Raw genomic sequence first — 25,881 nt, forward strand, 5'->3', positions numbered from 1 at the left:
AATGGATTGGCTCAGCCGGCTACGGCGAGCTCCGGCTTGGTCGCCGGCTGCGTCAGCCCGGGCGCCTTGGCCTTGGCGTCGCGATGCGCGAATCGGCCTTCGACCTGCGCGCCCTGTTCGATGGTCAGCGCGTCATAAAAGACATCGCCGGTGATTCGGGCGGTCTTGAGAATGACCAGCTCGCGCGCGGTAATCGATCCGTCGACCGTTCCGGCTAGCCGCGCGGTTTCGGCCTTGATCGCGCCTTTCACGCGGCTTTCCTCGCCCTGCACGAGCGAGGAACAGGCGATGTCGCCTTCGACCGACCCGTCGATGTGGAGATCGGCCGAGGCCTCGATATCGCCGGTGATCGTGAGGTCCGATCCCAGGACCGAGAAGGTGGAATTGCTTTTGCTGGCCATACGCTCGCGTCCCGAATTACTGGCCTGAGGCGAGCTGGGGAGCTCGCCGGATTTCTTCGAGAACATTGGGAGCGGTCTCCAGGAAGGTACGCGGGTTCACCGCGCGATTGTTGATCCGCACCTCGAAATGGAGGTGCGCGCCGGTCGAGCGACCCGTATTGCCGATCGCCCCGATTGTCTCGCCCGCCGCGACGCGCTGGCCGGGCTTGGCGTCGAACCGCGACATATGCGCATAGCGCGTCATCAGCCCGTTGCCATGCGAGATCTCGACCGTCTTGCCATAACCGCCCTTCCAGCCGACGAAGCTGACGCGGCCGGCCGATGCAGCCTGGATCGGCGTGCCGACGGCACCCCGGAAATCGAGACCCTTGTGCATTGCGCCGCGGCGGGTGAACGGGTCGCGGCGATAGCCGAAGCCGCTCGAAATCATATCGGTGCGTGCGGGCGCAACTTGCGGGACCCCTTCGAGACCCCGCTCGAGTGCGGCCATGCGGGCAATCGACAGGCCGAGCCGTTCGAAGCGCGGATCGATCCCGCCATCGGCATCGGTGACGAGATTCTCGAGCGGACCACCCATCGCGCTGCGGTCGGCGTTGCGCATCATGCTGGCGGGGTCGAGGCCGAGCGTCTTGAGCGCGACGGTGGCACGCTGGGCGCGCGCGTCGGCATAGCGGGTCAGGCCTTCGACGAACACCAGCTGGCGCGCTTCGATCTTCGCCAGCGCGCTGGCTTCGGGGATCGATAGGCTGACCTTGCTGATCGTCTCGCTTGCCTCGCCAGCGGAATCGCTCGTGCTGGCCGCGGTCTTCACGTCTTCGGGCAGCGAAGCGACCATGTCCTCGATGAATTCCTGGCGCTTGGCCAGATCGGTGGCGACCGCATCGATATCGCTGCGATAGGCGTTCACCCGTTCGGTCGCGGTGGCGACCTTCGCCTCGCGGTCGAGCAGCGACAGGCGGTCGGCGGTGGCGCGATATTGCGACCAACCCGCGCCCGCCATCGATGCCGCCCAGACGATCAGCGCCGTCAGCGATACCGCTGCGGCGGTCATCTGGACCTTCGATGAAATGGTGATGAAGCGAACCTGGCCTTCCGACCGCATGAAAAATTCGCGATCGGGAAACCAGCTGCGTAAGCGATCCCCCAAGCCAATGCTGGCATTGTTATTGCTCAAAACGACCCGTCCCTTATGGTCTCTTATGTCCCATTGAGACAGCTAACAAAGGTTGCTTGTGAAATCGAATCGCGGTTCCCGTAGAATCTACGAGTCGAAGCATCGGTGGGACGAGTCGTTTGAGCGCTCGCTAAATTTTGGCTCGGACCGAAGGTCAGAGATTAAAGTGTGGTTTACCAATAGCTTACGATTTCCTTCGGCTGCGCCCAGCAAGTCATTGTATAAATACGACAAATTTCCCGAGCCCCGAATCTGATGCGCGGCAAGCGGCGAATCGGTCTGCTCGGCGGCAGCTTCAACCCGGCGCATGGCGGCCATCGGCGAATTTCGCTGTTCGTGCAGCGCGCACTCGAGCTCGACGAGGTCTGGTGGATGGTGTCGCCTGGGAACCCGCTCAAGCCGCAGGCGGGCATGGCGCCGCTCACCGCGCGCGTGCGTTCGGCGATGGTGCAGGCGCGGCGCGCCCCGATCCGCGTCACCGCGATCGAGCGCGAACTTGGCACGCGGTACACGGTCGATACGCTCGGTGCGCTCACCCGACGCTATTCCAAGCACGACTTCGTGTGGCTGATGGGAGCGGACAATCTGGCGCAATTCCACCGCTGGAAGGCCTGGCGCGACATTGCGCGCAGGATGCCGATTGCAGTCATCGCGCGGCCCGGCTATGATGCTGCTGCCCTCGCAAGCCCCGCGATGGCCTGGCTGCGGCGCTTTTCGGTGCCATTGTCCAGCTTTGTGAACAGGGGCGAATGGAGCGCACCGGCACTGGTGACATTGCGTTTCGATCCCGACGAACGATCGGCCACGGCAATCCGCCGCGGCGATCCCGACTGGGCCTTACGCTTCGCCGGACCGCCTCCGAGGGACCAGTTGACGCATCGCTTAATACCGTCGGGGGAGGAAACCACCGCGCCATGATGCGCGTTGTCCCTTCCATGGCCCAAGCCTCTCAATTCAGGAGTAACGCATCCGCCTATGACTCAGGCGCAAACCCATCCGGCTTCGTCCGGACCCGCATCGGCACAGGTCATCGACTTGGCTGACGCGACCACCGATCCACTGCTCAAGTTGGTGCTGCAGCAGCTTGACGACGACCAGGCACAGGAGGTCGTGACCATCGATCTCGAGGGCAAGAGCTCGATTGCCGATCACATGGTGATCGCCTCGGGCCGCTCGACCCGCCAGGTCGCCGCAATGGCGCAGAAACTGGCCGAGAAGGTCAAGCAGGCCGGCTTTGGCCCGGTGAAGCTCGAAGGGCTTCCCGCAGCCGATTGGGTGCTGCTCGATGCGGGCGACGTCGTCGTCCACCTGTTCCGCCCTGAAGTGCGCAGCTTCTACAATCTCGAGCGCATGTGGGCGTTCGGAGATGCCCCGCCGGTCGCCGGCACGGCTTAGCCGGCTTTCCGCTCGCGCCTCCGCACGAGCGCCCTCGGGGCTGTTCCGCGCTGCGCTGCGGGCCCCTGCGGGCGGGCGGTCGCCCTAGCCGGGCCTCCTCCGGCCCGGACTGGTGGCCCACACCGCTACTGATGGGCCGATAGGCCCGGAGCATCCGCCTAGCGGGTTGGGCTGATAACTGCGCCGCAGGAACTTGAGACCAACACGCAATGCTCCTCCATATCATCGCCCGCGGAAAGATCGCTCGCTCGCCCGAGGCGGACCTGGTCGCGCGGTATGAGAAGCGGCTGACCTGGCCGGTCAAATTCACCGAACTGCCCGAAACCGGCGGGCGCATTCCCGATCCGCTGACACCGGTCAAAACCGTGCTGCTCGACGAGCGCGGCAAGGACCTCTCCTCCGAACAGCTCGCCGCGATCCTTGGACGTTGGCGCGACGATGGCATGCGCGAATGCCGCTTCATGCTCGGCGCGGCGGACGGACATGCGGCGGAAGACCGCGCCGAAGCCGATCTGCTGCTTGCCTTCGGCTCGGCGACCTGGCCGCACCTGCTGGCGCGCGCGATGCTGGCCGAACAACTCTATCGCGCGACGACGATTATCGCGGGCCACCCCTATCATCGCAGCAATTGATCGGGCAGAAATGCCCCGATGAGCCGCCGTCTCGCCGCCCTTGCCGTTACGCTTTCCGCAGGCCTGCTGTGGCTGCCGGCGATCGCGCAGGCGCCGACCCCGCTCGGAAGCGCCGAGGATGCCCGTGCCCAGCTCGATGCCGCGCGCGTGCAGCAGCGCAATGCGCGGGCCCGCGGGGAACGCCTCGAGCAGCAGGCCGCGCGCTCGCGCGAAGCTTCGGAAAAAGCGCGTAGCGCGGCGGCGGCGCTAGCGGCACGCGTGCAGCAGGCTGAGGCCGGTATCGCCGCGGCCGAAGCCCGGCTGGCGCTGGCCAATCGCGAACGCCGCATGCTCGACCGCCGCTTGGCAGCGCGCCGGACCCCGCTGGTCCGGCTGACCGGCGCCTTGCAGTCGATGTCGCGACGCCCGCTCGCGCTGTCGGCGCTGCAACCCGGGTCGCTGCGCGATCTGGTCTATACCCGCGCGGTCCTTGCCAGCACGATCCCGCTGGTGCGCGAGCGAACCAGCTCGCTGCGCGGCGATCTCGACCGCGCCAGGACGCTCGAAACCGAAGCGCGCGCCGCGGTTTCCGATCGCCGCGAAAGCGAAACGGTACTCGTCGGGCGGCGCAAGCAATTGGTCGCGCTCGCCGAGCAGGAACGGCTCAAGGCGCGCCAGGCGGCGGGTGGGGCGGACCGCGAAGCGCAACGCGCGCTGGTGCTGGCCGAACAGGCGCTCGATCTCGACCAGCTCGTCGGACGGCTCGAAGCGGCGGGATCGCTGCGCGCCCAGCTGGCCGCCTTGCCCGGTCCCCTGCCCCGCCCCGCCGATCCCGCTTCCGCGCGCCTCGCCGCAACCCCGAGCCCGATCCCCAGCGCCACCCAGCCACCGCGCCAGTACCAACTGCCGGTCGCGGGCGAGATTACCGCGGGTTTCGGCGAAGCGGGCACCAGCGGCCAGCGGCAGGCGGGAATCGCGCTCGCCGCGCGGCCGCGCGCGCAGGTCGTCGCCCCCGGTGCGGGACGAATCGCCTTTGCCGGGCCCTATCGCGGCTATGGCCGGATTGTGATCGTCGAACATGCCAATGGCTGGACCAGCCTTGTTACCGGGCTGGGCACGCTCGATGTCGCAGTCGGGCAGGCGGTTGCCGCGGGCTCGCCGCTCGGGGTCGCGCCGGGACAGCGCGGCGAGGTCACGCTCGAGCTGCGGCAGGGCGGCGAACCGGTTAACCCGCTCGACCACTTGCGCTAGGCCGCCGGTCGAAAACCGCTTTCCTGACGGGCACCAACCATGCTCAGCTAGCATTAAGCGGTCGCACACCATAGGTTATGCGCCCGCAAAGGAGTCTTCTTGCCGATGAAATTCGCCGCCCTCGCCCGTTCGGCTGCTCTCGTGACCGCCGTCGCGCTGATCCCCGCGACAACCGCCACCCTGGCGCAGGTGGATGGCCGCGCGGGTCCCGAATTCGCCAAGGTCCTTGCGGTCTACCAGCGGATCAAAGCGAGCTATGTCGAGCCGGTCGATGACGAGACGCTGATGCGTGGCATGATCGATGGCATGCTGACCGCGCTCGATCCGCATTCGGGCTATCTCGACGGCAGCGATCTGCAGCGGCTCGAGACGATGATCGACGGGAATTACTCGGGGCTCGGCCTGTCGGTCGTGGCCGAAGACGGCGCGGTGAAGGTCATTTCGCCCTTCCGCGGCAGCCCGGCGGACAAGATGGGCATCAAGGCCGGCGACTTCATCACCCACCTCGATGGCCGCCTGATCGTGGGCCAGACGCTCGACGAATCGGTGGCGCAGATGCGCGGACGCGAAGGCACCGCAATCGAACTGACGATCTTCCGCCCCGGCCGCGACGAACCCTTCGATGTGAGTGTGACGCGCGGCGTCATCGAGCTCGAACCGGTCACCTGGGAACTGCACGAGGGCAATGTCGGCCACATCATGATCAACGAGTTCTCGCGCGACGTCGGCAGCGATGTCTTCGCCGCGTGGGAAGACCTCAAGAGCCAGGCCACCGGCCGCCTCAGCGGGCTGGTGCTCGATTTGCGCTCGAACCCCGGCGGCTCGCTCGACGAGGCGGTGGCATTGTCCGACCTGTTCCTCACCGAAGGCCGTATCGTGTCGCAGCGCGGCCGCGCGCGGGGTGAGAACATCGCCTATGACGCCGAGACCGTGTTCCGCGGGGATATTGCCGCCGGGCTGCCGATCGTCGTGCTGATCGACGCAGGCTCCGCCTCGGCCTCCGAAATCGTGGCCGGGGCGATCCAGGACCACCGCCGAGGCGTGGTCATGGGCGAGCGTAGCTTCGGCAAGGGCAGCGTCCAGTCGCTGCTGCCGCTGGGCCGTGATGCAGCGCTCAAGCTGACCACCGCGCGCTATTACACGCCCTCGGGCCATTCGGTGCAGGAAGGCGGGATCACTCCCGACATCGCAGTGCCGCAGCTCTCCGACCCAGACCTGGCCAAGCGGGCCAAGTTCCAGATGCGCGAATCGGATCTGCGCGGTCACCTGATCAACGAGATCGGGCTCGACGACGATGCGGTCGAGAAGGATTCGCGCGCCGATCCGCGCTTCCTCCAGACGGCGGAAGAGCTGAAGGACAAGGGCATCGAGGATTTCCAGCTCTATTACGCGCTCGAAACGCTGCGCCGCACGAGCCCCAAGAGCATTGCCGCTCGCGCGAAATAGGATAGAGCGCCGCGCTATGAGCCTTTCGCAGCACGCCCGCCTCGCCCGCGCCCTGGCGCTCGCCGTGCCGGCCCTGCTGCTGGGCGGGGCCTATGTCTCGCAATATGGCTTCGGGCTTTACCCGTGCGAAATGTGCTGGTGGCAGCGCTGGCCGCATTTCGCCGCCGTGGGCCTTGCCCTGCTCGCATACGCGACCCCGCCGCAGCGCTTGTGGACCGGTGCCGCCGCGCTGGCGATCCTGGTCTCGGGCGTGATCGGTCTGTTTCATGCCGGGGTCGAATATGGCTGGTGGGAGGGGATCACCTCCTGCGCCGCGATCACCTCGGGCAGCAGCGGCAATGCGCTCGAAGACATCATGAACACCCCGCTGGTGCGCTGCGACGAACCCGCCTGGACGCTGCTCGGGGTCAGTCTTGCAGGCTTCAATTTCCTGATTTCGACCGCCACGGGGCTGGCAATCTTCGCGCTGTTGGTGAAGGATCGCCGGGCATGACCAAGGTACCCGATCATATTGCGCGGATGATCCGCGTCGACCAGGCAGGCGAATTCGGTGCGACGCGGATCTATGCCGGCCAACTCGCCGTAATGGGCGACCGCGGCCCGCATTCGGCGGAAATCGCGGGCATGGCGGAGCAGGAAGCCGGCCACCGCGCCAAGTTCGATGCGCTGATGGCGCGCCGCAGCGTGCGTCCGACCGCGCTGCAACCGTTCTGGGACCGCGCCGGCTTCGCGCTTGGCGCGGTGACCGCGCTGATCGGGCCCGAAGCGGCCATGGCCTGCACCGCCGCGGTCGAGACCGAGATCGACGATCACTATTCGCGCCAGCTCGACCAGCTGCAGGACAGCGGCGAGGATCCCGAGCTCGCCGCGATGATCGAGGAATTCCGCGAGGACGAGCGCGAGCACCGCGACGCCGCGCTGGCCGCCGGGGCCGAGCGTGCGCCCGCCTATCCGCTGCTGTCGGGCGTTATTCGCCTGGGCTGCCGCGCGGCGATCCGTATTTCGGAGCGCGTGTGACGCGCGCCTGGAGGCCCGCGCACGCGCTTCAGCAAAAGTTCACCCCACGGGGCGCCTAGTGGCCCTGTACCCATTCGCCGAGAGGACCATCATGTCGAAACCGTTGCTTGCCATCGCCAGCCTGGCACTTGCCGTCCCCATGGGCGCGCAAGCACAGGACAGCGTCGATACGGCCGAAGACAATTACAACATGGTGATCATCTATGGCGATGACGAATGCCCCGAAAGCACGGACGACCAGATCGTCGTCTGCGCCCGCAAGGCCGAGAACGAGCGCTATCGCATTCCCGAGAACCTGCGCTTTTCCGACAGCCCCGAAAACCAGTCATGGGCCGAACGCGTCGAACGCTTCGAGATGGCGGGCGCTTTCGGCACCATGTCGTGCTCACCCACCGGTGCAGGCGGCTTTACCGGCTGTACGCAGGAAATGATCAACGCCGCCTATGCCGACAAGGCCAATGATGCGGGCATCCGCTTCGGCGAGATCATCGCCGCCGAGCGCGCCAAGCGCCTCGCGACCATCGACGAGGACGCCGCCGCCGAGCAGGAGCGGGTCGAGATGATCGAGCGCGAATATATGGAACGGCTCGAACGCGAACGCGCCGCCGAGGTCCCGGGTGAAGAAGCGCTGCCGCAGCCCGACAGCGCCGCCGAACCGCGCTAAGCTCTGGCGCCGGTCGGCGATTTGTCGCTAGGCAGGCGGGTATGAGTTCGCGCCGCAAGATCCTCACCGTGTTCGGGACCCGTCCCGAAGCGATTAAGCTGTTCCCGCTGGTGCATGCGCTGGCCGCAGACAAGCGGTTCGACAGCCGCGTGTGCATTTCGGCGCAGCATCGCGAAATGCTCGACCAGGTGCTCGAGATTGCCGGGATCGTGCCCGATCACGATCTCGACCTGATGACTCCCGGGCAGACGCTCGATGCGCTGACTGCGCGCGCGCTGGTCGAAATCGGCAAGGTGCTGGACGCGGAACGGCCCGACTGGGTCGTGGTCCAGGGCGATACGACCACCGTGATGGCGGGGGCGATCGCCGCCTATTACCGCAAGATACCCGTGTGCCATGTCGAGGCCGGGCTACGCAGCGGCGACATCCATCATCCCTGGCCCGAAGAGGTGAACCGCCGCGTTGTCGGCAGCTTCGCCGCGCTGCATTGCGCCCCGACCCAAACCGCGCGCGACGCGCTGCTGCGTGAGAATGTCGCGGAGGCCAGCGTGCATGTCACCGGCAACACCGTGATCGATGCCCTGCGCTGGGTGACGCAGCGGGTGAGCGAGCAGCCGGCGCTGGCGGCTGGTTTGGCCGAGCTCGAAGCGCGCTTTGCGGGCAAGCGTATCATCGGCATGACCAGCCACCGGCGCGAGAACTTCGGCGAGGGGATGGAGAATATCGCGGCCGCCGTGCAGCGGCTTGCCGCGCGCGACGATGTCGCGATCATCTTTCCGGTCCATCTCAACCCCAACGTCCGCGCGGTGATGAACGCGCGGCTTGCCGGGCTGGACAATGTCGCGCTGATCGAGCCGCTCGACTATCCGCATTTCGCCCGGCTGCTCGACATCAGCCATTTGATGCTCACTGACAGCGGCGGAGTGCAGGAAGAGGCGCCCGCACTGGGCAAGCCGGTGCTGGTCATGCGCGAGACGACCGAGCGCCCCGAAGGCGTTGCGGCAGGCACCGCGAAGCTGGTCGGCACCGATGCCGATGCGATCGTGCGCGAAACCACTCGCCTGCTCGACGACGAGGCCGCCTATGCCGCGATGGCGCGCGCGCATAACCCGTTCGGCGATGGGCATTCGGCGGCGCGGATCGCCGATCTGCTCGCCGAGGCGTGATCCGTCCCGCTGCCGGCGCGCGCTTTATCGTTACTGTAAAATTTACCGACCGCCGCTAGCTTCGTAGCCCAAAGGTTCAGGGAAACACATTCATGCGTGGTGACACCAAGCCCGACGTCTGCGTCATCGGTCTCGGCTATATCGGCTTGCCTACGGCCGCGATTATCGCGCGCGCGGGCTGCCCGGTGCATGGTGTCGATGTGGCGCAAAGCGTCGTCGACACGATCAACCGCGGCGAAATCCATATCGAGGAGGTCGATCTCGACGGGCTGGTGCAGGCAGTGGTCCAGCGCGGTCTGCTCAAGGCCTCGACCAAGGTCGCGCCCGCGGATGTCTTCGTAATCGCGGTGCCCACACCTTTCGCGAAGGACGGGCAGCATACGCCCGACACATCCTATGTCATGGCCGCCGCCGAGCAGGTCGCCGACGTGCTCAAGAAGGGTGACACGGTCATTCTCGAATCGACCTCACCGGTCGGAACGACCGAGGCGATACGCGACGCGATCGCCGCGAAGCGCCCCGATCTTGCCATGCCGGGCCTGACCGATGGGCAGCCCGATGTGAGCATCGCCTATTGTCCCGAACGCGTGCTGCCGGGGAAGATCCTCGAGGAACTGACGCATAACGACCGCTCGATCGGGGGCATCACCCCGCGCTGCGCGCGCAAGGCGCTCGCCTTCTACAAGCGTTTCGTGAAGGGCGAGTGCGTCACCACCGATGTACGCAGTGCCGAAATGACCAAGCTGGTCGAGAACGCCTTCCGCGACGTCAATATCGCCTTTGCCAACGAGCTTTCGATGATCGCCGACCGGCAGGGGCTGGATGTGTGGGAGGTGATCCGCCTCGCCAATCGTCACCCGCGCGTCAATATCCTCACCCCCGGCCCCGGCGTGGGCGGGCACTGTATCGCGGTCGACCCGTGGTTCATCGTCCATGGCGCGCCCGACGAGGCGAAAATCATCCGTCAGGCACGCGAGACGAACGATGCCAAGATGCACCATGTGCTTAGCCGCGCGAAGGCGCTGGCGCAGGCCAATCCGCAGGCGAAGGTCGCCTGCCTCGGCCTCGCCTTCAAAGCGAATATCGACGATTTCCGCGAAAGCCCGGCGCGTTATGTCGCTGCCTCGCTTGCGCGCGAGTTCGGCGAGCGTGTGCAGGTGGTAGAACCCTATGCGGGCGAACTGCCGCCCGAGTTTGAGGGCACGGGCGCCGAACTGGTCGATATCGACACTGCGCTGGAAGAATGCGGCGTGCTGGTCACGCTGGTCGATCACGATGTCTTCAAGGTCATCCCGCCCGAGGAACGCGCCGGCAAGGCGGTCTACGACACGCGCGGGATCTGGCCCGACGTCGCCTGATCAGGCCCCCGAGATCGGCCTCTAGCTCAGGCCTTGTCGAGCGCGATGTCGGGGGCGTCTTCCTGCTTCATCCCGACCACGTGATAACCGCCGTCGACATGGTGCGTCTCGCCGGTCACGCCCGATGACAGGTCGGACAGCAAATAGAGCCCCGAGCCGCCGACATCGTCGATCGTGATATTGCGCCGCAGCGGCGAATTGAGCTCGTTCCATTTGAGGATGTAGCGGAAATCGCCGATCCCGCTCGCCGCGAGCGTCTTGACCGGGCCCGCGCTGAGCGCGTTGACGCGGATGTTCTCGGGGCCGAGGTCGTTGGCGAGATATTTCACGCTGGTTTCCAGCGCCGCCTTGGCCACGCCCATCACGTTGTAATGCGGAATGACCTTCTCGGCCCCGTAATAGGTCAGTGTCAGGATCGATCCGCCCTCGGGCATCATCGCGCGCGCGCGCTTGGCCACCGCGACCAGCGAATAGGCGGAGATGTTCATCGTCATCAGGAAGTTGTCGAGGCTGGTGTCGACATACTTCCCGCGCAGCTCGTTCTTGTCCGAGAAGCCGATCGCATGGACGACGAAGTCGATCGTCTCCCAGCGCGATTTGAGCGTGTCGAAGGCGCGGTCGAGCGCGTCCATGTCCGACACGTCGCATTCGATCAGGAAATCGCTGCCAAGCTGCTGCGCCAGAGGGCCGACCCGCTTCTTGAGCGCCTCGCCCTGATAGGAAAAGGCCAGTTCGGCCCCATGCGCGCCGAGTTGCTTGGCGATCCCCCAGGCCAGCGACTTGTCGTTGGCGAGGCCCATGATCAGCCCGCGTTTACCTGCCATCAACCCGCTCATGCAGCGTGCTCCTCTTCTGCCATTTCCCGCGCCAGCGCTGCCCGACGCGCATCGTCGGCCTCACTCACCTGGCACAATTCCTCTTCGGGCGTTTCGGCCAGCGCCGCGTTCAGCTCTGCGCCGATAACCACCCCGAGCCCCACAAGCCAGAAAAAGAACAACACGATCATCACGCCGGCAAGCCCGCCATAGGTGAGATCGTAGGAGAAGAAATTGCGCAGCACTGCCGGCATGATCGTGGTCACCGCGATCCACCACAGCGTCGTCAGCAATACGCCGGGCCATTTGGGATAGCGCTGGCGGCGGTATTTCGACGGGGTAAGCGAATAGAAGATCAGGTAGAGCGAGCCGAACAGGCCCAACGCGGGGACGATCCGCGTCAGGCGCAAGTCGGAGACGCGGTCGATCAGCTGCGGGAAATAGGCTTCGATAACCTCCTGGGCGGTGCCGATCAGGAATTGCGCGATCAGGCTGAGCAACAGCAGGAAAACCGCGGCGAGGATCACCCCCGACGACAGCAGGCGGTATTTCCAGAAGGCCTGCGTGGCATGCGTGCCATAGGCGCGGCGCAGGATGTCGCGGATGGTTTCGACCAGGCTGCCCACCGTCCATAGCCCGATCAGCGCACCGACCCACAGCAGCCAGCCGCTGCGCGCCTCGATCACATCGCGCGCGACGGGTTCGATCACATTACCTACCATCGGGGGCAGCGCGTAGAGCACCGCATTGATCGTCGCCGCGCGTTCGGCTTCCTCGCCGATGGCGGAGAAAACCGCCGCACCGAGGATGAAGAAGGGGAAGATCGCCAGCATCGACAGATAGGCGAGGTTGCCTGCGTGGATGAAGCCATCGTTATAAGTGCCGACAATGGTCCGCTTGGTGATTTCCCAGCCCCGTGTGCCGGGGCCCATGTGCCGCTGGATGCGGCCGCGCAGATCGCGCGCCTCCTTCCGCCGCTGTTCGGGGGAGAGCGAGTGAATCTCGCGTTCCTGGCCTTCCGGCATGGGTTGTGGCGACAAGGACTAAACCCCGAGCTTGCTCCGCGGATCGCTCTCGTCCTTCCACCCCTCGAGCCGCTTGGCAAGCTCGTCGAGATCGTCGGGCAGCTGGATTTCAAGCGTCACCAATTGGTCGCCGCGGGTGCCGTTCTTGCGTGAAAAGCCCTTGCCTTTGAGGCGCAGGACGGTGCCGCCATGCGTGCCGGGCTTGATGGTCATCATCACCGGTCCGTCGACCGTGGGGACGCGGACCTTGCCGCCATTCACGGCCTCGTCGAGCGTGATCGGCAGGTCGAAGCGCACATCGTCGCCTTCGCGGCGATAGAGCGCATGCCGGTCGATCGCGATGGTGACGAGCCCGTCGCCGGCGCCGCCGGGGCCCCGCTCGCCCTTGCCCTTGAGCCGCATCTGCGTGCCGTCCTCGACCCCCTTGGGCAGCTTGAGGTCGATCGTCTTGCCGTCGGACAGCGTGATTCGCTGGTCCTTGAGCGTGGCCGCATCGATAAAAGGAACGCGCAGCTTGTAGGCGATGTCTGCGCCTTTCTGGGGCGGGCGGCGATGCTGCGCACCGCCGAACGGGCTGCCGCCAGAGCGCGCCTGCGGGCCGCGGCCACCAAACAGGCCCTCGAAGATATCGCCCAGATCAACTTCTTCGCCGCCGAAGCCTTGCATGTCCTCGGTGCGAAACCCGCGCTGGCCGCCATTGGGGCGGAAACCGCCGCCACCGCCCATGCCTGCAAAGGGATTGGCGGGATTACCGTCGGCATCGATTTCGCCGCGGTCGAATTGGGCGCGCTTATCCTTGTCGGACAGCAGGTCATAGGCATTGGTCGCCTGGCTGAAGCGCTCCGAAGCGTTGGGGTTGTCCTTGTTACGGTCGGGATGCAGTTCCTTGGCGAGCGTGCGATAGGCGCTCTTGATGTCCTTTTCGGACGCATTGCGCGGGACGCCAAGGATGGAATAGGGATCGGCCATGGCGTGTTAGCTAGGCACAACAGCGGCGTGGTGCAAGCGCGGGCGGTTTCCTACCGCGCGCATTGGCGATAGGGGACGGCTGATGAATGGCAATTCGGTCCTCCTTGCAGTCGTTTCCGGGCAAAAACGGGCCGCGCCGCGTTTTGCTCCTGAACCCTGTTCCATGTGTTCCAGATTGTAGGAAAGCCCCGATGGAAACCGATCAGAGCGCGATCCCGCCCAGCGATCCTTTCGCGCTGTTCGAAGTGTGGTTCGCCGAGGCGCGCGAGAGCGAGCCCAACGATGCCAATGCGATGGCGCTGGCGACGGCGTCGCCCGATGGCTTCCCGTCGGTCCGCATGGTGCTGCTCAAGGGCCATAGCGCCGAGGGCTTCGTGTTCTACACCAATGCAGAAAGCCACAAGGGCGAGCAGATCCGCGCCAACATGCGCGCGGCGCTGCTGTTCCACTGGAAAAGCCTGCGCCGCCAGATCCGCATCGAAGGCCCGCTCGAGGAAGTGAGCGAAGCGGAAGCCGACAGCTACTTCCATTCGCGCCCGCGCGTGTCGCAGATCGGCTCGGCGGCAAGCGACCAGTCGCGTCCACTGCTCGACCGCCAGCTCTATCTCGACCGGGTCGCCGCGCTCGAGGAGCGCTATCCCGAAGGCGACATTCCGCGTCCGCCGCATTGGACGGGGTTTCGCCTAAGCCCGCGCCGGATCGAATTCTGGCGCGACCGCGAATACCGCCTTCACGACCGCCGGCTGTTTGCGCGCGAGAGCGCTGAGGATGCGTGGTCGAACACGCTGCTCTACCCATGAGCGACAGAAGCGCCCGGCTGGCCCGCTCGGCGGCGATGGCGTCGATCACGGTCGCGCTGGTGCTGGTTGCGCTCAAGAGCTGGGCGAGCTGGCGCACCGGTTCGACCGCCATGCTCGGCAGCCTTGCCGATTCGGCGCTCGACCTGATCGCCAGCCTCGCCACGCTGATCGGCGTGTGGATCGCGTCGATGCCCGCCGACGAGGACCACCGCTTCGGGCACGGCAAGGCAGAGGCGCTGGCGGCGATCTTCCAGATCATGCTCATCGTCCTGTCGGCCTTCGGCATCGCGGCGCGCGCGGTGACGCAGCTGGCGGGCGGTGGCGACACTGCCGCGGCGGCGGAAGGCATCGGGGTGTCGCTTGTCGCCATTGTGCTGACCTTCGCGCTGCTCGGCTGGCAAAGTTACGTGATGCGCCGGACGCGCAGCCTCGCGATCCAGACCGATCATTTGCATTACAAGTCCGACCTGTTGCTCAATCTGGCAGTGATCCTCGCGCTGGTGCTCGATCAATATGCGGGTATCGGCATGGCCGATCCGCTGTTCGGACTCGCCATTGCGGCGTGGCTCGGCTGGGGCGCATGGCGCGGGGCGAGTGACGCGGTCGATGACCTGATGGACCGCGAATGGCCCGAGGACAGGCGGCTGGCTTTCGTCGAGGCGGCCGCGCGCCATCCCGAGCTTTCCAACCTTCACGATCTGCGCACGCGCACCAGCGGCAATCGCGACTTCGTCCAGTTCCATGTCGACCTGCCGCCAAGGATGACGATCGAGGAAGCGCATGCGATCACCGATCGGGTCGAAGATGACTTGCGGCGCCAGTTCCCCGGAACCGAATTGCTGATCCACATCGACCCCGAAGGCCATGTCGACGAACCCGACAATCCGCTGGTCGAGGACAATGAGTTCGCCAAGCTCGACAAGGACGCATGAGCCGCGCGCTGCCCTATTGGCATGTCGATGCCTTCACCCACCGCGCCTTCGGCGGCAACCAGGCCGCGGTGATGCCGCTCGACGACTGGTTCGAAGACGATCTGCTGCTCGCTATCGCGGGTGAGAACAATTTCGCCGAAACCGCCTTCTGCGTCCGCGATGCCAGCGGCGAAGCCGACTGGGAGCTGCGCTGGTTCACGCCGGCCGAGGAAGTAAGGCTATGCGGCCATGCGACGCTCGCCAGCGGCCATGTGCTGCTGGCGCGCGATGGCGGCGAGCGGGTACGTTTTCGCACGCGGCGGGCGGGCATGCTCGACGTGGCGCGGGCTGAGGCGGGGTACGAGCTTGCTTTACCGCTGATCCGGACCGAGCCGGGCGAGTGGGCCGAAGCCGTCCAACTGCTCGGAGCGCAGCCGCAGGAGGTCTGGCTCCATCCCGATGGCTACGGGGTCTATCTGTTCGCCAGCGAGGATGCTGTACGTGCGCTCGATCCCGATCTGCGCGCGCTGGGGGCGCTTGGGAACGACCAGTTCATCTGCACCGCACCCGGCAGCGATACCGATGTGGTCAGCCGCGTGTTCGTGCCCGGCGCGGGCGTCGATGAAGACAGCTTCACCGGCTCGGCGCATGCCGTGCTGACGCATTTCTGGACCGAGCGGCTCGGGCGCGGCAGCTTCACAGCCTGTCAGGCGTCGCGGCGCGGCGGGCAGGCGGTTTGCCGCCGCGATGGCGAGCGCGCGGTTTTGTCGGGCCACTGCGTGACCGTGGTCGAGGGCCGGTTCTTCCTGCCCTAGGTTTCGGGGTAAAGTTCGACCACGTCGGCAAGCTGCTGGAGCATGGCGCGGCGTTCATCGGCATTCGAATGGCCCAGCCGGACCACGGTCAGCTTCTGTGTCGGTGAGACGAAGACATATTGGCCCATATGCCCGATCATCGAGAACGCGCTTTGCGGCGCCCGGTTGGGAAACAGCGGGTGCTGGTCTTCCCCGGTCGGGCGGTTGAGCCAGGTCTGCAGTCCGTAATGCGGGCTCTGGGGGCTGGGTTCGACCATCTCTTCGACCCATGCGCGCGGAACCAGCTGTTCGCCGCGATAGGAGCCCTTGTTGCGCAGCAATTCGCCGAGCTTGGCCCAGTCGCGCGCGGTGGCGTGGATCAGGCTCCCGCCGATCAATGTGCCGGCGCGGTCGAATTCGGGCACCACCGAGGTCATTCCGAGCGGCGCGAACAGGCGCGCGTCGAGATAATCTGCCACCGCCTTGCGCCGGACATCGGGGTCGGTGCTGTCGGTCAGCGCCCGTGCGGCGATATCGGCGAGGATCACGGTGGTGTTGGAGGAATATTCGAACTGCGCGCCCGGCTCCGCCTCGAGCGGCTGCGCGGTGGCGTAATCGGCCATGTCGTCGCGCCCGTCGAGGAAGAGCATGCGGACCTCGCCGCTCTCATAGGGCGGGTCGCTCGCTTCGGAATGTTCGAGCCCGCTGCGCATCTGCAGCAGGTGCCGCAGGGTGATCTCGGCGCGCGGATCGCCCGTCCGCTCCCAGCGCGGCACGGGGGCGGGCGCGTCGAGCCGCAATTGTCCGTCGGCGACCAGCATGCCGATCATCACCGCGGTAACCGTCTTGGCCATCGACCAGCTGACGAAGCGCGTGTCCTTGTCATAGCCGGGGGCATAGCGTTCCACCGCCAATGCGCCGCCGTGATAGACAACCAAAGCGCGGGTTTCGCCCAGCCCGTCGAGCATGAACAATTCGTCTGCTGCGCGCGCCAATGCGCGGGTCGGCGCGCCCGGGTCCTCGGTCACCGCGGCGAGCGCTTCCTCGCTCAGCGGAGGCTCCTCCGCCGGACCGGGGGAGCCGCAGGACGCAAGGCTTGAGGTGGCGAGGGCAAGCGCGATAAGGGAGGCGGGCCGCATGATCATGCGGCGTCACTCGCACGAAGGAATCCCGCTTGGCAACGGCCAAAACACGCTCCCGCTTTTCGCGCCGCTGGCTGTGGCTGGTCCCGCTGGTCGCCATCCTGCTCGGCGTCGCCTGGTTCGCCTGGGGCGATGGCCTGCGCAAAACCGGCGGCGTCGGCTCCGCCTATGCAGCGCGGGTCGGCTGTTCCTGTCGCTTCGTCGCCGGGCGCAGCCTCGACGATTGCGCCAAGGACAAGCTGGAAGGGATGGAGCTTATTTCGCTCAGCGAGAATGCGGCGGCGAAAAGTGTGACCGCCTCGATCCCCTTCGTCGCGTCTGACACCGCCAGCTTCCGCGAAGGCTATGGCTGCGTATTGCAGGAGTGGGAAGGCTAGGCGGTAACCCGCTCGGTCGCTTCGATCCAGCCGCCGCCGACGACCCGTTCGCCGGCATAGATGACCGCCGCCTGTCCTGGCGCGACGCCGAACTCTGGCGCAGCGAAGCGGATCGTAGTCGTTGCGCCGTCACCCAGCGGCCCCTCGAGCGTAATCGGCACCGGCTTGGCAAGGCTGCGGACCTTGGCCGAAAGCGGTACGTCGGGCAGCGGGCCGATACGGTTGGTCTCGATGATCGTTGCGGCGGAAACGGCAAGCATCCGCTTGGGCCCCACCAGCACCCGCGCGCCGTCGGCATCGATGCCTACAACATAGAGCGGTTCGGGCTGCCCGCCGATATCGAGGCCGCGGCGCTGGCCGACGGTGAAGTGGATCACGCCCTTATGCTCGCCGAGCGTTTCGCCGGTCGCCGCATGGACGATAGCCCCGGGCCGCGCGCCTTCAGGACGGAGCTTGCGTACGATGCCTGCGTAATCGCCATCGGGCACGAAGCAGATGTCCTGGCTGTCGGGCTTGGCGGCATTGCGCAGCCCCGCGCCTTCGGCGAGCACGCGAACATCGGCCTTGGGCATGCCCCCCAGCGGGAAGCGCAGGAAGTCGAGTTGGTCCTCGGTCGTGGCGTAGAGGAAATAGGACTGGTCGCGCGCGGGGTCGGCGGCGCGGTGCAGTTCCGCGCCCGCAGGCCCCTCGACGCGGCGAACATAATGGCCGGTGGCAAGGCAATCCGCGCCCAGCTCGCGCGCCATGTCCAGCAGATCGGTGAACTTGGGACCCATGTTGCAGCGGATGCAGGGCACCGGCGTGCGCCCGGCGAGGTAATCGTCGGCGAAGGTTTCGACCACTTCCTCGCGAAACGCGCTTTCGTGGTCGTGGACGTAATGCGCGATGCCCAGTCGTTCGGCGACCGCGCGCGCATCCTGGATATCGTCGCCGGCGCAGCACGCGCCCTTGCGTCCGGTGGCGGCGCCATAATCATAGAGCTGCAGCGTGATGCCGATCACTTCGGCGCCCGTGCGCGCAGCCAGCGCGGCGACGACCGAGCTGTCGACGCCGCCCGACATGGCGACGACGATGCGGCATTCGGCTGCCGGTCGCGGCAGGTCGAACAATGCGGCAGCCTGGTCCGGCGAAAGGGTTTCGGTAGCAAGCATGGCGCGCCCCATACACGCCTTGGGGGCTGGCCACCAGTAGCCCGGCGCACCGGCCGCAGGCGATGTTTCACCGAACGTTTACTATGGGCCGTTATCCACAAGCTCATGTTCGAGGGCCGCACCAACGAAAATCCCGTTCACCAACAGCGTGAAAGCACGGATCTGCACCAGTTTCGCTGGACCGATCTGGTCGCCAAGCTCGCCGCGACTCGCGATATGCGAGACGAACTCGGCAAGGTCGAGGGCGGCTTCAACGCCTTTGGTGAAGCGCGCCGGGAAAACAGCGACGAAAGTAAACGGATCGTTAACCATGCTGCTTTAAGCGATGGCAAAGCCGCGCGTTTAAGTCGTGGGGACGCCGCAAACGACGCGGTGCATGGCGATAGAGAGAAAGAATGATCGAAAACCAGGATATCCGCCCTGCACAGGTGATCGGCCCCCTCGGGGAGCCGTTGACCATTGACGACCTGCCTTCGCCCAAAACGAAGCGCTGGGTGGTTCGCCGCAAGGCCGAGGTCGTGGCGGCGGTCAATGGCGGTCTGCTGACGATCGACGAAGTGCTCGAGCGCTATTCGCTGAGCCTCGAGGAGTTCGCCTCGTGGCAGCGCGCGGTCGACCGCTCGGGCATGCAGGGCCTGCGCGTCACGCGTATCCAGCACTATCGCGACCTCTACGAACGCCAGCTCAAATACTGATCCTCTCCCCGCCGCGGCGGGGCAACAATTTGACAAGCCTTACGCTCCAAGTTCATCCTCGACAGCAATTTCGGGGAACCGCTCGTCGCACTGGTCCGTTAGAAGACGCAATGTGAGAGTAAAGCAGGAGGAATTAGAATGGCTTGGATTATCGCTATTATCGTCGGCGGGATCATCGGCTGGCTCGCCAGCCTGGTCATGAACCGCGATGCCTCGATGGGCATCTTCTGGAATATCATTGTCGGTATCGTCGGCTCGTTCATCGGCAAGTTCATCGGTTCGCTGATCGGCGTCGGCTCGACGCTGACCGAATTCAGCGTCCCGGGTCTGCTGATGTCGCTGCTTGGCGCCATCGTGCTGCTCGGTATCGCCAACATGGTCCAGCGCGGCCGCGTTCGCTAAGCGACCGAACATCTGATTTCGTTGGGCGGGGCGTCGCAGGACGCTCCGCCCTTCGTTTGTCCGGGTTCCGGCCACCATACGGGCTGTGGTGTCAGGGCGACATTCGTCCACCCGTGGGTGCTCCCGGTCGAACCCTCAATTGCCCTAACGCGGGCCGCGGTCTATCGCCTCAGTTCGAAATTCTTGCGCTAAGTGATATAGCAATGTAACACACTGCTTGTTCGCAGCGCATCTGGGGCAGGGTACGACATGAATTACGAGACTAGAGTGACGGCCGAAAAGGGCGATCCGATCGCGGTCGGTTTCGATCCCGACGCGGAGGAGTACGAGTCCAAGCGCCGTTCGGACCGCCGCAAGGTGCTGGTCATCGCCGGCCTTCTCGTGCTCGGTCTCGCCATCGCCGCTTTCTTCGTCATGCGCAGCAATGGCACCGCCACGCCCGCAGGCGACGAAAACGCCCAGGCGCCGACTGTCACGGTCATCACTCCCGGCCGGACCACGGTCGAGGGACAGATCACCGCCACCGGCACGTTGTCCGCGCGCCGCGAAATGCCCGTCGGTGTCGTCGGCGAAGGCGGCCGCGTCGTTTCGGTTCCGGTCGATGCGGGCGACTGGGTGCGCCAGGGCCAGGTGCTGGCGAGTATCGACCAGTCGGTCCAGTCGCAACAGGTCCAGAGCGCCGGCGCGCAGATCCAGGTCGCCCAGGCCGATGCCGATCTGGCGCAGGCCAATCTCGATCGCGCGCTGCAACTGGTCGAGCGCGGCTTTGTCTCCACCGCCGATGTCGATCGCCTGACCGCGACCCGCGATGCCGCCGTCGCCCGCGTCCGCGTGGCGCAGGCGCAGCTCGGCGAACTGCGCGCACGCAATGCCCGCCTCAACATCCTCGCCCCGGCATCGGGTTATGTGCTCGAGCGCAATGTCGAGCCCGGTCAGACGGTCAGCGCAGGGTCACCGGCACTGTTCCGCATTGCCCGCGGCGGCGAGATGGAACTGCTCGCGCGCCTCAATGAGGATTCGCTGAGTTCGATTTCGGTCGGAACCAGTGCGAAGATTCGTCCCGTCGGCACCGACAAGCTCTTTACCGGGCAGGTCTGGCAAATCTCGCCGACCATCGACGAGCAGGACCGTCAGGGCACGGCGCGTATCGCGCTTTCCTATGCCGAGGGTCTGCGTCCGGGCGGTTTCGCCACCGCGACCATCGCCAGCGGCACGGTCGTTGCCCCGATCCTGCCCGAAAGCGCGGTGCTGTCGGATGGGGAAGGCGCCTATGTCCTGATCGTCAACGGCGAAGACAAGGCCGAGCGGCGACCGGTTGTTACGGGGACGGTCACCTCGCAGGGTATCGTCATCGCCGAGGGCCTGACCGGTTCGGAGCGCGTCGTACTGCGCGCTGGCGGCTTCCTCACCGAGGGTGAGACGGTCAAGACACAAATGGCCGAAGCCGACTAAGCAGGGGTAACTCGATGAACTTCCGCAACATCTCCGCCTGGTCGATACGCAACCCGGTCATCCCGCTGGTCGCTTTCACTGCGCTGCTGCTTGCGGGCCTGATCAGCTTTGCCCGGATGGACGTGGTCAACAATCCGGACATCGAGTTCCCCGCGGTCAACGTATCGATCTCGCAGCCCGGCGCCGCGCCGACCGAGATCGAGAACCAGATCACCCAGCGCGTCGAATCCGCCGTGCGTTCGATCAATGGCGTCAATTCGATCAATTCGACCGCGCGTGAAGGCAGCTCGAACACCTTTATCGAATTCGAAATCGGTACCGATCCCAACGATGCGGTGGCCGAGGTCAAGAATGCGGTCGATACGGTCCGCGGATCGCTGCCCGACGGAATTCTCGAACCGCGCGTGACCAAGGAAGAAATCTCCGGCGGCTTCCTCGCGATTTACGCGGTCGAAGCCGACGACATGACGATCGAAGGGCTCAGCTGGTTCATCGACGATTCGGTGGCCAAGCAATTGCTCGGCATCGAGGGCATGGCCGAGGTCAACCGCTTCGGCGGTGTCGATCGCGAGATCGAAGTCATCCTCGACCTTGCGCGAATGCAGGCGCTGGGTGTCACCGCGAGTCAGATTAATGGCCTGCTTCGCCAAAGCAATGTCGATGCCGCTGGCGGAATGGCCGAGGTTGGCGGGACGCGCCAGTCGGTCCGTGTTCTCGGCAATAGCGACGACGCCTATGCGCTCAGCCAGCGCCAGATCCAACTCGGCGGCGGGCGTACGGTCAAGCTCGCGGATGTCGCTACGGTTCGCGACGGCTATTCGGAGCGCACTTCGATCAGCAAGGTGCGTGACAAGGAAGTCGTCAATTTCGCGATGAGCCGCGCCAAGGGTGCTTCCGACGTTACCGTCTTCGACGAGGCGCTGGAAAAGATCGCCGAGATCGAAGCCGCAAACCCCGGGGTGAAGTTCATCCCGCTGTTCAACACGGTCAAATACACCGAAGACCAGTACGAAAGCGCCATGGCCGCGATGATCGAAGGCGCGATCCTCGCAGTCGTCGTGGTGTTCTTCTTCCTGCGTGACTGGCGTGCAACCGCGATTTCCGCGGTCGCCATCCCGCTGTCGGCGATCCCGACCTTCTGGTTCATGGATCTGCTGGGCTTCAACTTGAACCAGCTTTCGCTGCTGGCGCTGGCGCTGGTTGCCGGGGTGCTGGTCGATGACGCGATCGTCGAGATCGAGAACATCGTCAGACACATGCGCATGGGCAAGACCGCCTATCAGGCGTCGATCGATGCAGCCGACGAGATCGGGCTGCCGGTGGTTGCGACCAGCTTCTGTATCGTCGCCGTGTTCTTCCCAGTCGGTGCCATGCCCGGCATTTCCGGCCAGTTCTTCAAGAATTTCGGTTTCACCGTGGTGGTCGCAGTGCTGATGTCGCTCGCGGTCGCGCGCATGATCACGCCGATGCTGGCAGCCTATTTCCTGAAAGCGAAGGGGCAGGCCGCGCATGGCGAAGGTCCGATGATGGACCGCTACATGAATGTGCTGCGCTGGTCGCTCGACCGTGGCAAGATGTACGCTGCGCGGGAGAATATCGAAGGGCCGCGCAGGCGTTGGCTCTATATCCTGTCGCTGCTGGTCGTCGTGCTCGCAGCGCTGGGCATTTCTGCAATGGCCACGTTCACGGCATCGGACCTTATCCAGAATCTCGAGCTGACCGACCTGATAACCGGCGGCAATCCCGACGCGGGCGGCTTTGCAAACTTCATCGCCACGCTTGTCGGGGTCGTCCAACTGGCCTTGGCACTGGCGATCGGCCTGTTCGCAGCGCTCGCCTTCTTCCGCGTCACCGGTTTCATCCTCCGCCGTTTGGGCGGCCACATGGCGCAGGCCTGGCAATATCTCTATGCCCGCTTCCTCGACCACCGTGTGTGGATGCTCGGTGTCGGCTATTTCGCACTGCTGCTGACAATCCTGTTGTTCGGTATCGTGCCGGCGCAGTTCCAGCCGAACATCGATGACGAAAACAGCCGTGTCGAAATCGAAATGGTCCCGGGCACGACGCTGGAGACCACCGAGCGGGTGACCGATCAGGTCGCTGATATTCTCTATGCGCAGCCCGAAGTCGAACTCGCTCTCGAACGGGTCCGCGAAGGACAGGCGACGCTTTATGTGACGCTCAAGCCCGATCGCGAACGCACGTCGATCGAATTCGAACGCGCTCTGGCGCCGACCTTCGCGCAGATTGCCGATGCGCGGGTACGGTTCGCCTCGCAATCGGGGGGCTTCGGTTCGGGCCGCGACATGACCGTGATGCTGGCCGGTTCGGATCCCGAACAGCTCAACCAGACCGCGGCTACGCTGGTCGAGCAGATGAAGGGGATCGACATGCTCGTCGCCCCGCGCATCAGCGCCGATATCAACCGGCCCGAACTGATCATCGAACCGCGCGAAGACCTCGCCGCCGAACTCGGTGTCACCACCGTCGCGATCAGTCAGACGATCCGTATCGCGACGATGGGCGAGATCGAGCAGAACGCGGCCAAGTTCTCGCTGTCGGATCGCCAGATCCCGATCCGGGTCAAGCTGCCCGAGCGCTCGCGCGAGGACCTCGAGACGATCAAGAGTCTTCCGGTCCAGACCGCCAATGGCGGCTCGGTGCCGCTGTCGCGGGTTGCCGATGTCTCCTTCGGTTCGGGCCCGACGACCATCCAGCGCTACAACCAGAACCGCCGCGTACTCGTCGGCGCCGACCTTGCGCAGGGTGTGATCAAGGGCGAAGCGCAGGCCGAGATCGACGCGCTCCCGGTCCTGCAGGACCTGCCGCAAGGCGTAATCCGCGATGTGGTGGGTGAAGAGGAATGGCAGCAAGAGCTGGTTACCAGCCTGATGATCGCCATCGTCTCGGGCGTGCTGCTGGTCTTCGCGGTGCTCGTGCTGCTCTACAAGCGGTTGATGAGCCCGCTGGTCAATATGACCAGTCTCGCGCTGGCCCCGCTGGGCGGTATCCTGCTCGTCTGGCTGTTCGGCCAGCCGCAATCGATGCCCGTCTATATCGGCATCCTGCTGCTGCTGGGCATCGTATCGAAGAACTCGATCCTGCTGATCGACTTCGCGATCGAGGAAATGGACAAGGGGACGCGCAAGCTTCACGCGATCATCGATGCGGGCCACAAGCGCGCGCAGCCGATTGTTATGACCACCGTCGCGATGACCGCGGGCATGGTCCCGACCGCGCTGTCGGGCGTACTCGGCTCGGGCGATGGTGCCTGGCGGGCGCCCATGGGCACGGTGGTGATCGGCGGCCTGCTACTGTCGACCGTGCTGACGCTGCTGATCGTGCCCGCCGGCTTCAGTCTGGCCGACGGCTTCGAAAAGCGCGTGGGGCCGTGGATGCGCCGCCGCCTGCTGACCTATAATGAAGGCGACGACACTCGCGGTATTATCGGCGACGGTTCGCCCGAGCCGGGGGTCGAACCCGCGGAGTGAGCGACGCCGTGCCTGCGGGGCTGCGCAAGGCCGGTCCCCCGATCCCGCCCGACCGCGCGCGCATGATGCGGCGGACGGCGACCGGGCTGATCGTGCTGATGGCGGCGCTGTTCCTGTGGTCAGGGCGCTATCTCGAGTTTCATCCCGCCTGGGGCTATCTGCATGCCTTCGCCGAGGCCGCGATGGTCGGCGGGCTGGCCGATTGGTTCGCGGTCACCGCGCTGTTCCGCCGTCCGCTCGGCCTGCCAATCCCGCACACGGCGATCATTCCCGAAAACAAGGACCGCATCGCCGACACGATGGCGGGCTTCCTGCGCGAGAATTTCCTCACCCCCGCAGTGGTCGGGCGGCGGATGGGCGCGATGAACCTCGCGCATGCGGTCGGTAGCTACCTTGCCGATCCCAAGGTGACCAAGGATTCGCGGATCCGCGCGGGGGCCGGAGAACTGGCGATCGAAGTGCTCGAATCGCTCGATCCCGACCGTCTGGGCACGCAGGTGCGCAGCGGGATTAAAACCCAACTGGGCAAGCTGGAAATCGCCCCGCTGCTCGGCGGCATGCTCGATGCGATGATTGCCGATGGGCGGCACAAGCCGCTGATCGACAAGATTATCCGCTGGGCGGGGCTGGTCCTCGAAGACAATGAAGCGATGGTGCGCGACATGGTCCACAAGCGCGCCAATGCGGTGCTGCGCTTTACCGGTCTCGACGAACGCCTCGCCAATTCGGTGCTCGACGGGCTGTACAAGCTGCTCGCCGAAGTGCTGGTCGACCCCGACCATCCGCTGCGCGCGAAGATCGAAGAGGGGCTGCAGGAGCTCGCGCATGGCCTGCGCGAGGATCCTGAAATGCAGCAGCGGGTCGAGCGGATGAAGCGCGAGCTGCTCGACAACCCGGCGATCGGCGATTGGTGGCAGGGCGTGTGGGAGCGGCTGCGCGCGAACCTCATCCAGTCGATCCGCAGCAACGACGGCGGCGGCACTGGCTATCTGGGTGAAACGCTTGCCGAACTCGGCTCCGCGCTACGCGACGACGCGCGGCTACAACGCCAGGTCAATCGCTTCGCGCGCCGCACGGCAGTGGGTGTTGCGACGCGCTATGGCGATCAGATCGTGCAGCTTGTTTCGGAAACCGTGCGCCGCTGGGATGCCCAGACGATTACCGACCGCGTCGAAAGCGCGGTGGGCCGCGACCTCCAGTTCATCCGCATCAACGGCACGCTGGTCGGCGGATTGGTGGGGCTGACGATCCACGCGCTCGACATTTACGTGATCTAGCTGGCGGACAGGCCGCGCGGCCAGCACGGCGACCCGGTAATGAAAAACCCTCCCGCCGATCGCTCGGCGAGAGGGTCAAACCTTGGGCTTAGCCAGG

27 protein-coding genes are annotated in these 25,881 nt (G+C 65.5%); 20 read left to right on the plus strand and 7 right to left on the minus strand.

What is annotated here, in order from left to right; all coding sequences use genetic code 11:
- Positions 1-11 precede the first annotated feature (11 nt).
- Both V6B15_RS13365 and V6B15_RS13370 read right to left on the minus strand, forming a co-directional pair.
- The gene (locus V6B15_RS13365; protein ID WP_253520860.1) at positions 12-401 is read right to left on the minus strand and encodes a bactofilin family protein; all 390 of its coding nucleotides are present in this window, start codon (positions 399-401) and stop codon (positions 12-14) included.
- A 16-nt stretch (positions 402-417) separates the two neighbouring features.
- Positions 418-1,503, minus strand: coding sequence for a M23 family metallopeptidase (locus tag V6B15_RS13370; protein ID WP_320181222.1), 1,086 nt, complete (start codon positions 1,501-1,503; stop codon positions 418-420).
- A gap of 327 nt (positions 1,504-1,830) precedes the next feature.
- On the opposite strand from V6B15_RS13370, the gene V6B15_RS13375 reads away from it, so the two are divergent.
- From V6B15_RS13375 to wecC, 10 genes are all read left to right on the plus strand, one after another.
- Positions 1,831-2,493 carry a nicotinate-nucleotide adenylyltransferase gene (locus V6B15_RS13375; RefSeq protein ID WP_334201600.1) on the plus strand — a complete coding sequence of 221 codons (663 nt, stop codon included), beginning with the start codon at positions 1,831-1,833 and terminating at the stop codon, positions 2,491-2,493.
- A 57-nt stretch (positions 2,494-2,550) separates the two neighbouring features.
- Entirely contained in the window at positions 2,551-2,970 is a 420-nt protein-coding gene (gene rsfS, locus V6B15_RS13380) for a ribosome silencing factor (protein WP_253520848.1), read from the plus strand.
- Positions 2,971-3,179: 209 nt separating this feature from the next.
- Entirely contained in the window at positions 3,180-3,602 is a 423-nt protein-coding gene (locus V6B15_RS13385) for a 23S rRNA (pseudouridine(1915)-N(3))-methyltransferase RlmH (RefSeq protein ID WP_334201601.1), read from the plus strand.
- 18 nt (positions 3,603-3,620) lie between these two features.
- Complete coding sequence (locus tag V6B15_RS13390; protein WP_334201602.1) at positions 3,621-4,832, plus strand: murein hydrolase activator EnvC family protein; 1,212 nt, start codon at positions 3,621-3,623, stop codon at positions 4,830-4,832.
- 105 nt (positions 4,833-4,937) lie between these two features.
- Positions 4,938-6,278 carry a S41 family peptidase gene (locus tag V6B15_RS13395; protein ID WP_334201603.1) on the plus strand — a complete coding sequence of 447 codons (1,341 nt, stop codon included), beginning with the start codon at positions 4,938-4,940 and terminating at the stop codon, positions 6,276-6,278.
- 16 nt (positions 6,279-6,294) lie between these two features.
- Positions 6,295-6,771 carry a disulfide bond formation protein B gene (locus V6B15_RS13400; RefSeq protein WP_334201604.1) on the plus strand — a complete coding sequence of 159 codons (477 nt, stop codon included), beginning with the start codon at positions 6,295-6,297 and terminating at the stop codon, positions 6,769-6,771.
- Complete coding sequence (locus tag V6B15_RS13405) at positions 6,768-7,295, plus strand: demethoxyubiquinone hydroxylase family protein (RefSeq protein WP_253520838.1); 528 nt, start codon at positions 6,768-6,770, stop codon at positions 7,293-7,295. Before V6B15_RS13400 ends, V6B15_RS13405 begins: the two co-directional genes overlap by 4 nt.
- A 91-nt stretch (positions 7,296-7,386) precedes the next feature.
- Positions 7,387-7,959 (plus strand): hypothetical protein, encoded by a 573-nt coding sequence (locus V6B15_RS13410; protein WP_334201605.1) that lies wholly within the window; start codon positions 7,387-7,389, stop codon positions 7,957-7,959.
- A gap of 41 nt (positions 7,960-8,000) precedes the next feature.
- Positions 8,001-9,125 (plus strand): non-hydrolyzing UDP-N-acetylglucosamine 2-epimerase, encoded by a 1,125-nt coding sequence (wecB, locus tag V6B15_RS13415; protein WP_334201606.1) that lies wholly within the window; start codon positions 8,001-8,003, stop codon positions 9,123-9,125.
- Between the two features lie 92 nt (positions 9,126-9,217).
- Positions 9,218-10,483 carry a UDP-N-acetyl-D-mannosamine dehydrogenase gene (wecC, locus tag V6B15_RS13420; RefSeq protein WP_334201607.1) on the plus strand — a complete coding sequence of 422 codons (1,266 nt, stop codon included), beginning with the start codon at positions 9,218-9,220 and terminating at the stop codon, positions 10,481-10,483.
- A gap of 26 nt (positions 10,484-10,509) precedes the next feature.
- On the opposite strand, the gene fabI is transcribed toward wecC, so the two are convergent.
- Genes fabI through V6B15_RS13435 form a run of 3 tightly spaced genes read right to left on the minus strand, consistent with a single transcriptional unit; the run spans position 10,510 to position 13,292 of the window.
- A complete protein-coding gene (gene fabI / locus V6B15_RS13425) occupies positions 10,510-11,319 on the minus strand; it encodes an enoyl-ACP reductase FabI (protein WP_334201608.1) in 810 nt (269 codons plus the stop codon).
- Positions 11,316-12,323 (minus strand): YihY/virulence factor BrkB family protein, encoded by a 1,008-nt coding sequence (locus tag V6B15_RS13430; protein WP_253520824.1) that lies wholly within the window; start codon positions 12,321-12,323, stop codon positions 11,316-11,318. Before V6B15_RS13430 ends, fabI begins: the two co-directional genes overlap by 4 nt.
- Before the next feature lie 18 nt (positions 12,324-12,341).
- A complete protein-coding gene (locus V6B15_RS13435; RefSeq protein WP_334201609.1) occupies positions 12,342-13,292 on the minus strand; it encodes a DnaJ C-terminal domain-containing protein in 951 nt (316 codons plus the stop codon).
- 191 nt (positions 13,293-13,483) lie between these two features.
- Here V6B15_RS13435 and pdxH point away from each other — a divergent pair, with 191 nt between their 5' ends.
- Genes pdxH through V6B15_RS13450 form a run of 3 tightly spaced genes read left to right on the plus strand, consistent with a single transcriptional unit; the run spans position 13,484 to position 15,818 of the window.
- Positions 13,484-14,092 (plus strand): pyridoxamine 5'-phosphate oxidase, encoded by a 609-nt coding sequence (gene pdxH, locus V6B15_RS13440; protein ID WP_334201610.1) that lies wholly within the window; start codon positions 13,484-13,486, stop codon positions 14,090-14,092.
- On the plus strand, positions 14,089-15,024 hold the full coding sequence (locus V6B15_RS13445; protein ID WP_334201611.1) for a cation diffusion facilitator family transporter: 936 nt from the start codon (positions 14,089-14,091) through the stop codon (positions 15,022-15,024). The genes pdxH and V6B15_RS13445 overlap by 4 nt, the downstream gene beginning before the upstream one ends.
- Entirely contained in the window at positions 15,021-15,818 is a 798-nt protein-coding gene (locus V6B15_RS13450; protein ID WP_334201612.1) for a PhzF family phenazine biosynthesis protein, read from the plus strand. The genes V6B15_RS13445 and V6B15_RS13450 overlap by 4 nt, the downstream gene beginning before the upstream one ends.
- On the opposite strand, the gene V6B15_RS13455 is transcribed toward V6B15_RS13450, so the two are convergent.
- Positions 15,815-16,942, minus strand: a complete 1,128-nt coding sequence (locus V6B15_RS13455) for a serine hydrolase domain-containing protein (protein WP_334201613.1) — start codon at positions 16,940-16,942, stop codon at positions 15,815-15,817. The two genes, V6B15_RS13450 and V6B15_RS13455, sit on opposite strands and share 4 nt — an antisense overlap.
- 29 nt (positions 16,943-16,971) lie before the next feature.
- Here V6B15_RS13455 and V6B15_RS13460 point away from each other — a divergent pair, with 29 nt between their 5' ends.
- Positions 16,972-17,316: a hypothetical protein gene (locus V6B15_RS13460; protein WP_334201614.1), complete on the plus strand. Its 345-nt coding sequence runs from the start codon at positions 16,972-16,974 to the stop codon at positions 17,314-17,316.
- Here V6B15_RS13460 and mnmA read toward each other — a convergent pair.
- Entirely contained in the window at positions 17,313-18,467 is a 1,155-nt protein-coding gene (gene mnmA / locus V6B15_RS13465; RefSeq protein ID WP_334201615.1) for a tRNA 2-thiouridine(34) synthase MnmA, read from the minus strand. The two genes, V6B15_RS13460 and mnmA, sit on opposite strands and share 4 nt — an antisense overlap.
- A gap of 105 nt (positions 18,468-18,572) precedes the next feature.
- Here mnmA and V6B15_RS13470 point away from each other — a divergent pair, with 105 nt between their 5' ends.
- From V6B15_RS13470 to V6B15_RS13495, 6 genes are all read left to right on the plus strand, one after another.
- Entirely contained in the window at positions 18,573-18,866 is a 294-nt protein-coding gene (locus tag V6B15_RS13470; RefSeq protein WP_334201616.1) for a hypothetical protein, read from the plus strand.
- Positions 18,863-19,162 carry a CtrA inhibitor SciP gene (gene sciP / locus V6B15_RS13475; RefSeq protein ID WP_253520798.1) on the plus strand — a complete coding sequence of 100 codons (300 nt, stop codon included), beginning with the start codon at positions 18,863-18,865 and terminating at the stop codon, positions 19,160-19,162. Before V6B15_RS13470 ends, sciP begins: the two co-directional genes overlap by 4 nt.
- A gap of 138 nt (positions 19,163-19,300) precedes the next feature.
- Positions 19,301-19,564 carry a GlsB/YeaQ/YmgE family stress response membrane protein gene (locus V6B15_RS13480; protein WP_253520796.1) on the plus strand — a complete coding sequence of 88 codons (264 nt, stop codon included), beginning with the start codon at positions 19,301-19,303 and terminating at the stop codon, positions 19,562-19,564.
- A gap of 249 nt (positions 19,565-19,813) precedes the next feature.
- The gene (locus tag V6B15_RS13485) at positions 19,814-21,016 is read left to right on the plus strand and encodes an efflux RND transporter periplasmic adaptor subunit (RefSeq protein WP_334201617.1); all 1,203 of its coding nucleotides are present in this window, start codon (positions 19,814-19,816) and stop codon (positions 21,014-21,016) included.
- Positions 21,017-21,030: 14 nt separating this feature from the next.
- Positions 21,031-24,507, plus strand: a complete 3,477-nt coding sequence (locus V6B15_RS13490; RefSeq protein ID WP_334201618.1) for an efflux RND transporter permease subunit — start codon at positions 21,031-21,033, stop codon at positions 24,505-24,507.
- 65 nt (positions 24,508-24,572) lie between these two features.
- Positions 24,573-25,784: a DUF445 domain-containing protein gene (locus V6B15_RS13495; RefSeq protein ID WP_334201718.1), complete on the plus strand. Its 1,212-nt coding sequence runs from the start codon at positions 24,573-24,575 to the stop codon at positions 25,782-25,784.
- Positions 25,785-25,881 lie beyond the last annotated feature (97 nt).

This window comes from Qipengyuania sp. Mu-71 (genome assembly GCF_036867055.1).
GTDB classification, from domain to species: Bacteria; Pseudomonadota; Alphaproteobacteria; order Sphingomonadales; family Sphingomonadaceae; genus Qipengyuania; species Qipengyuania profunda.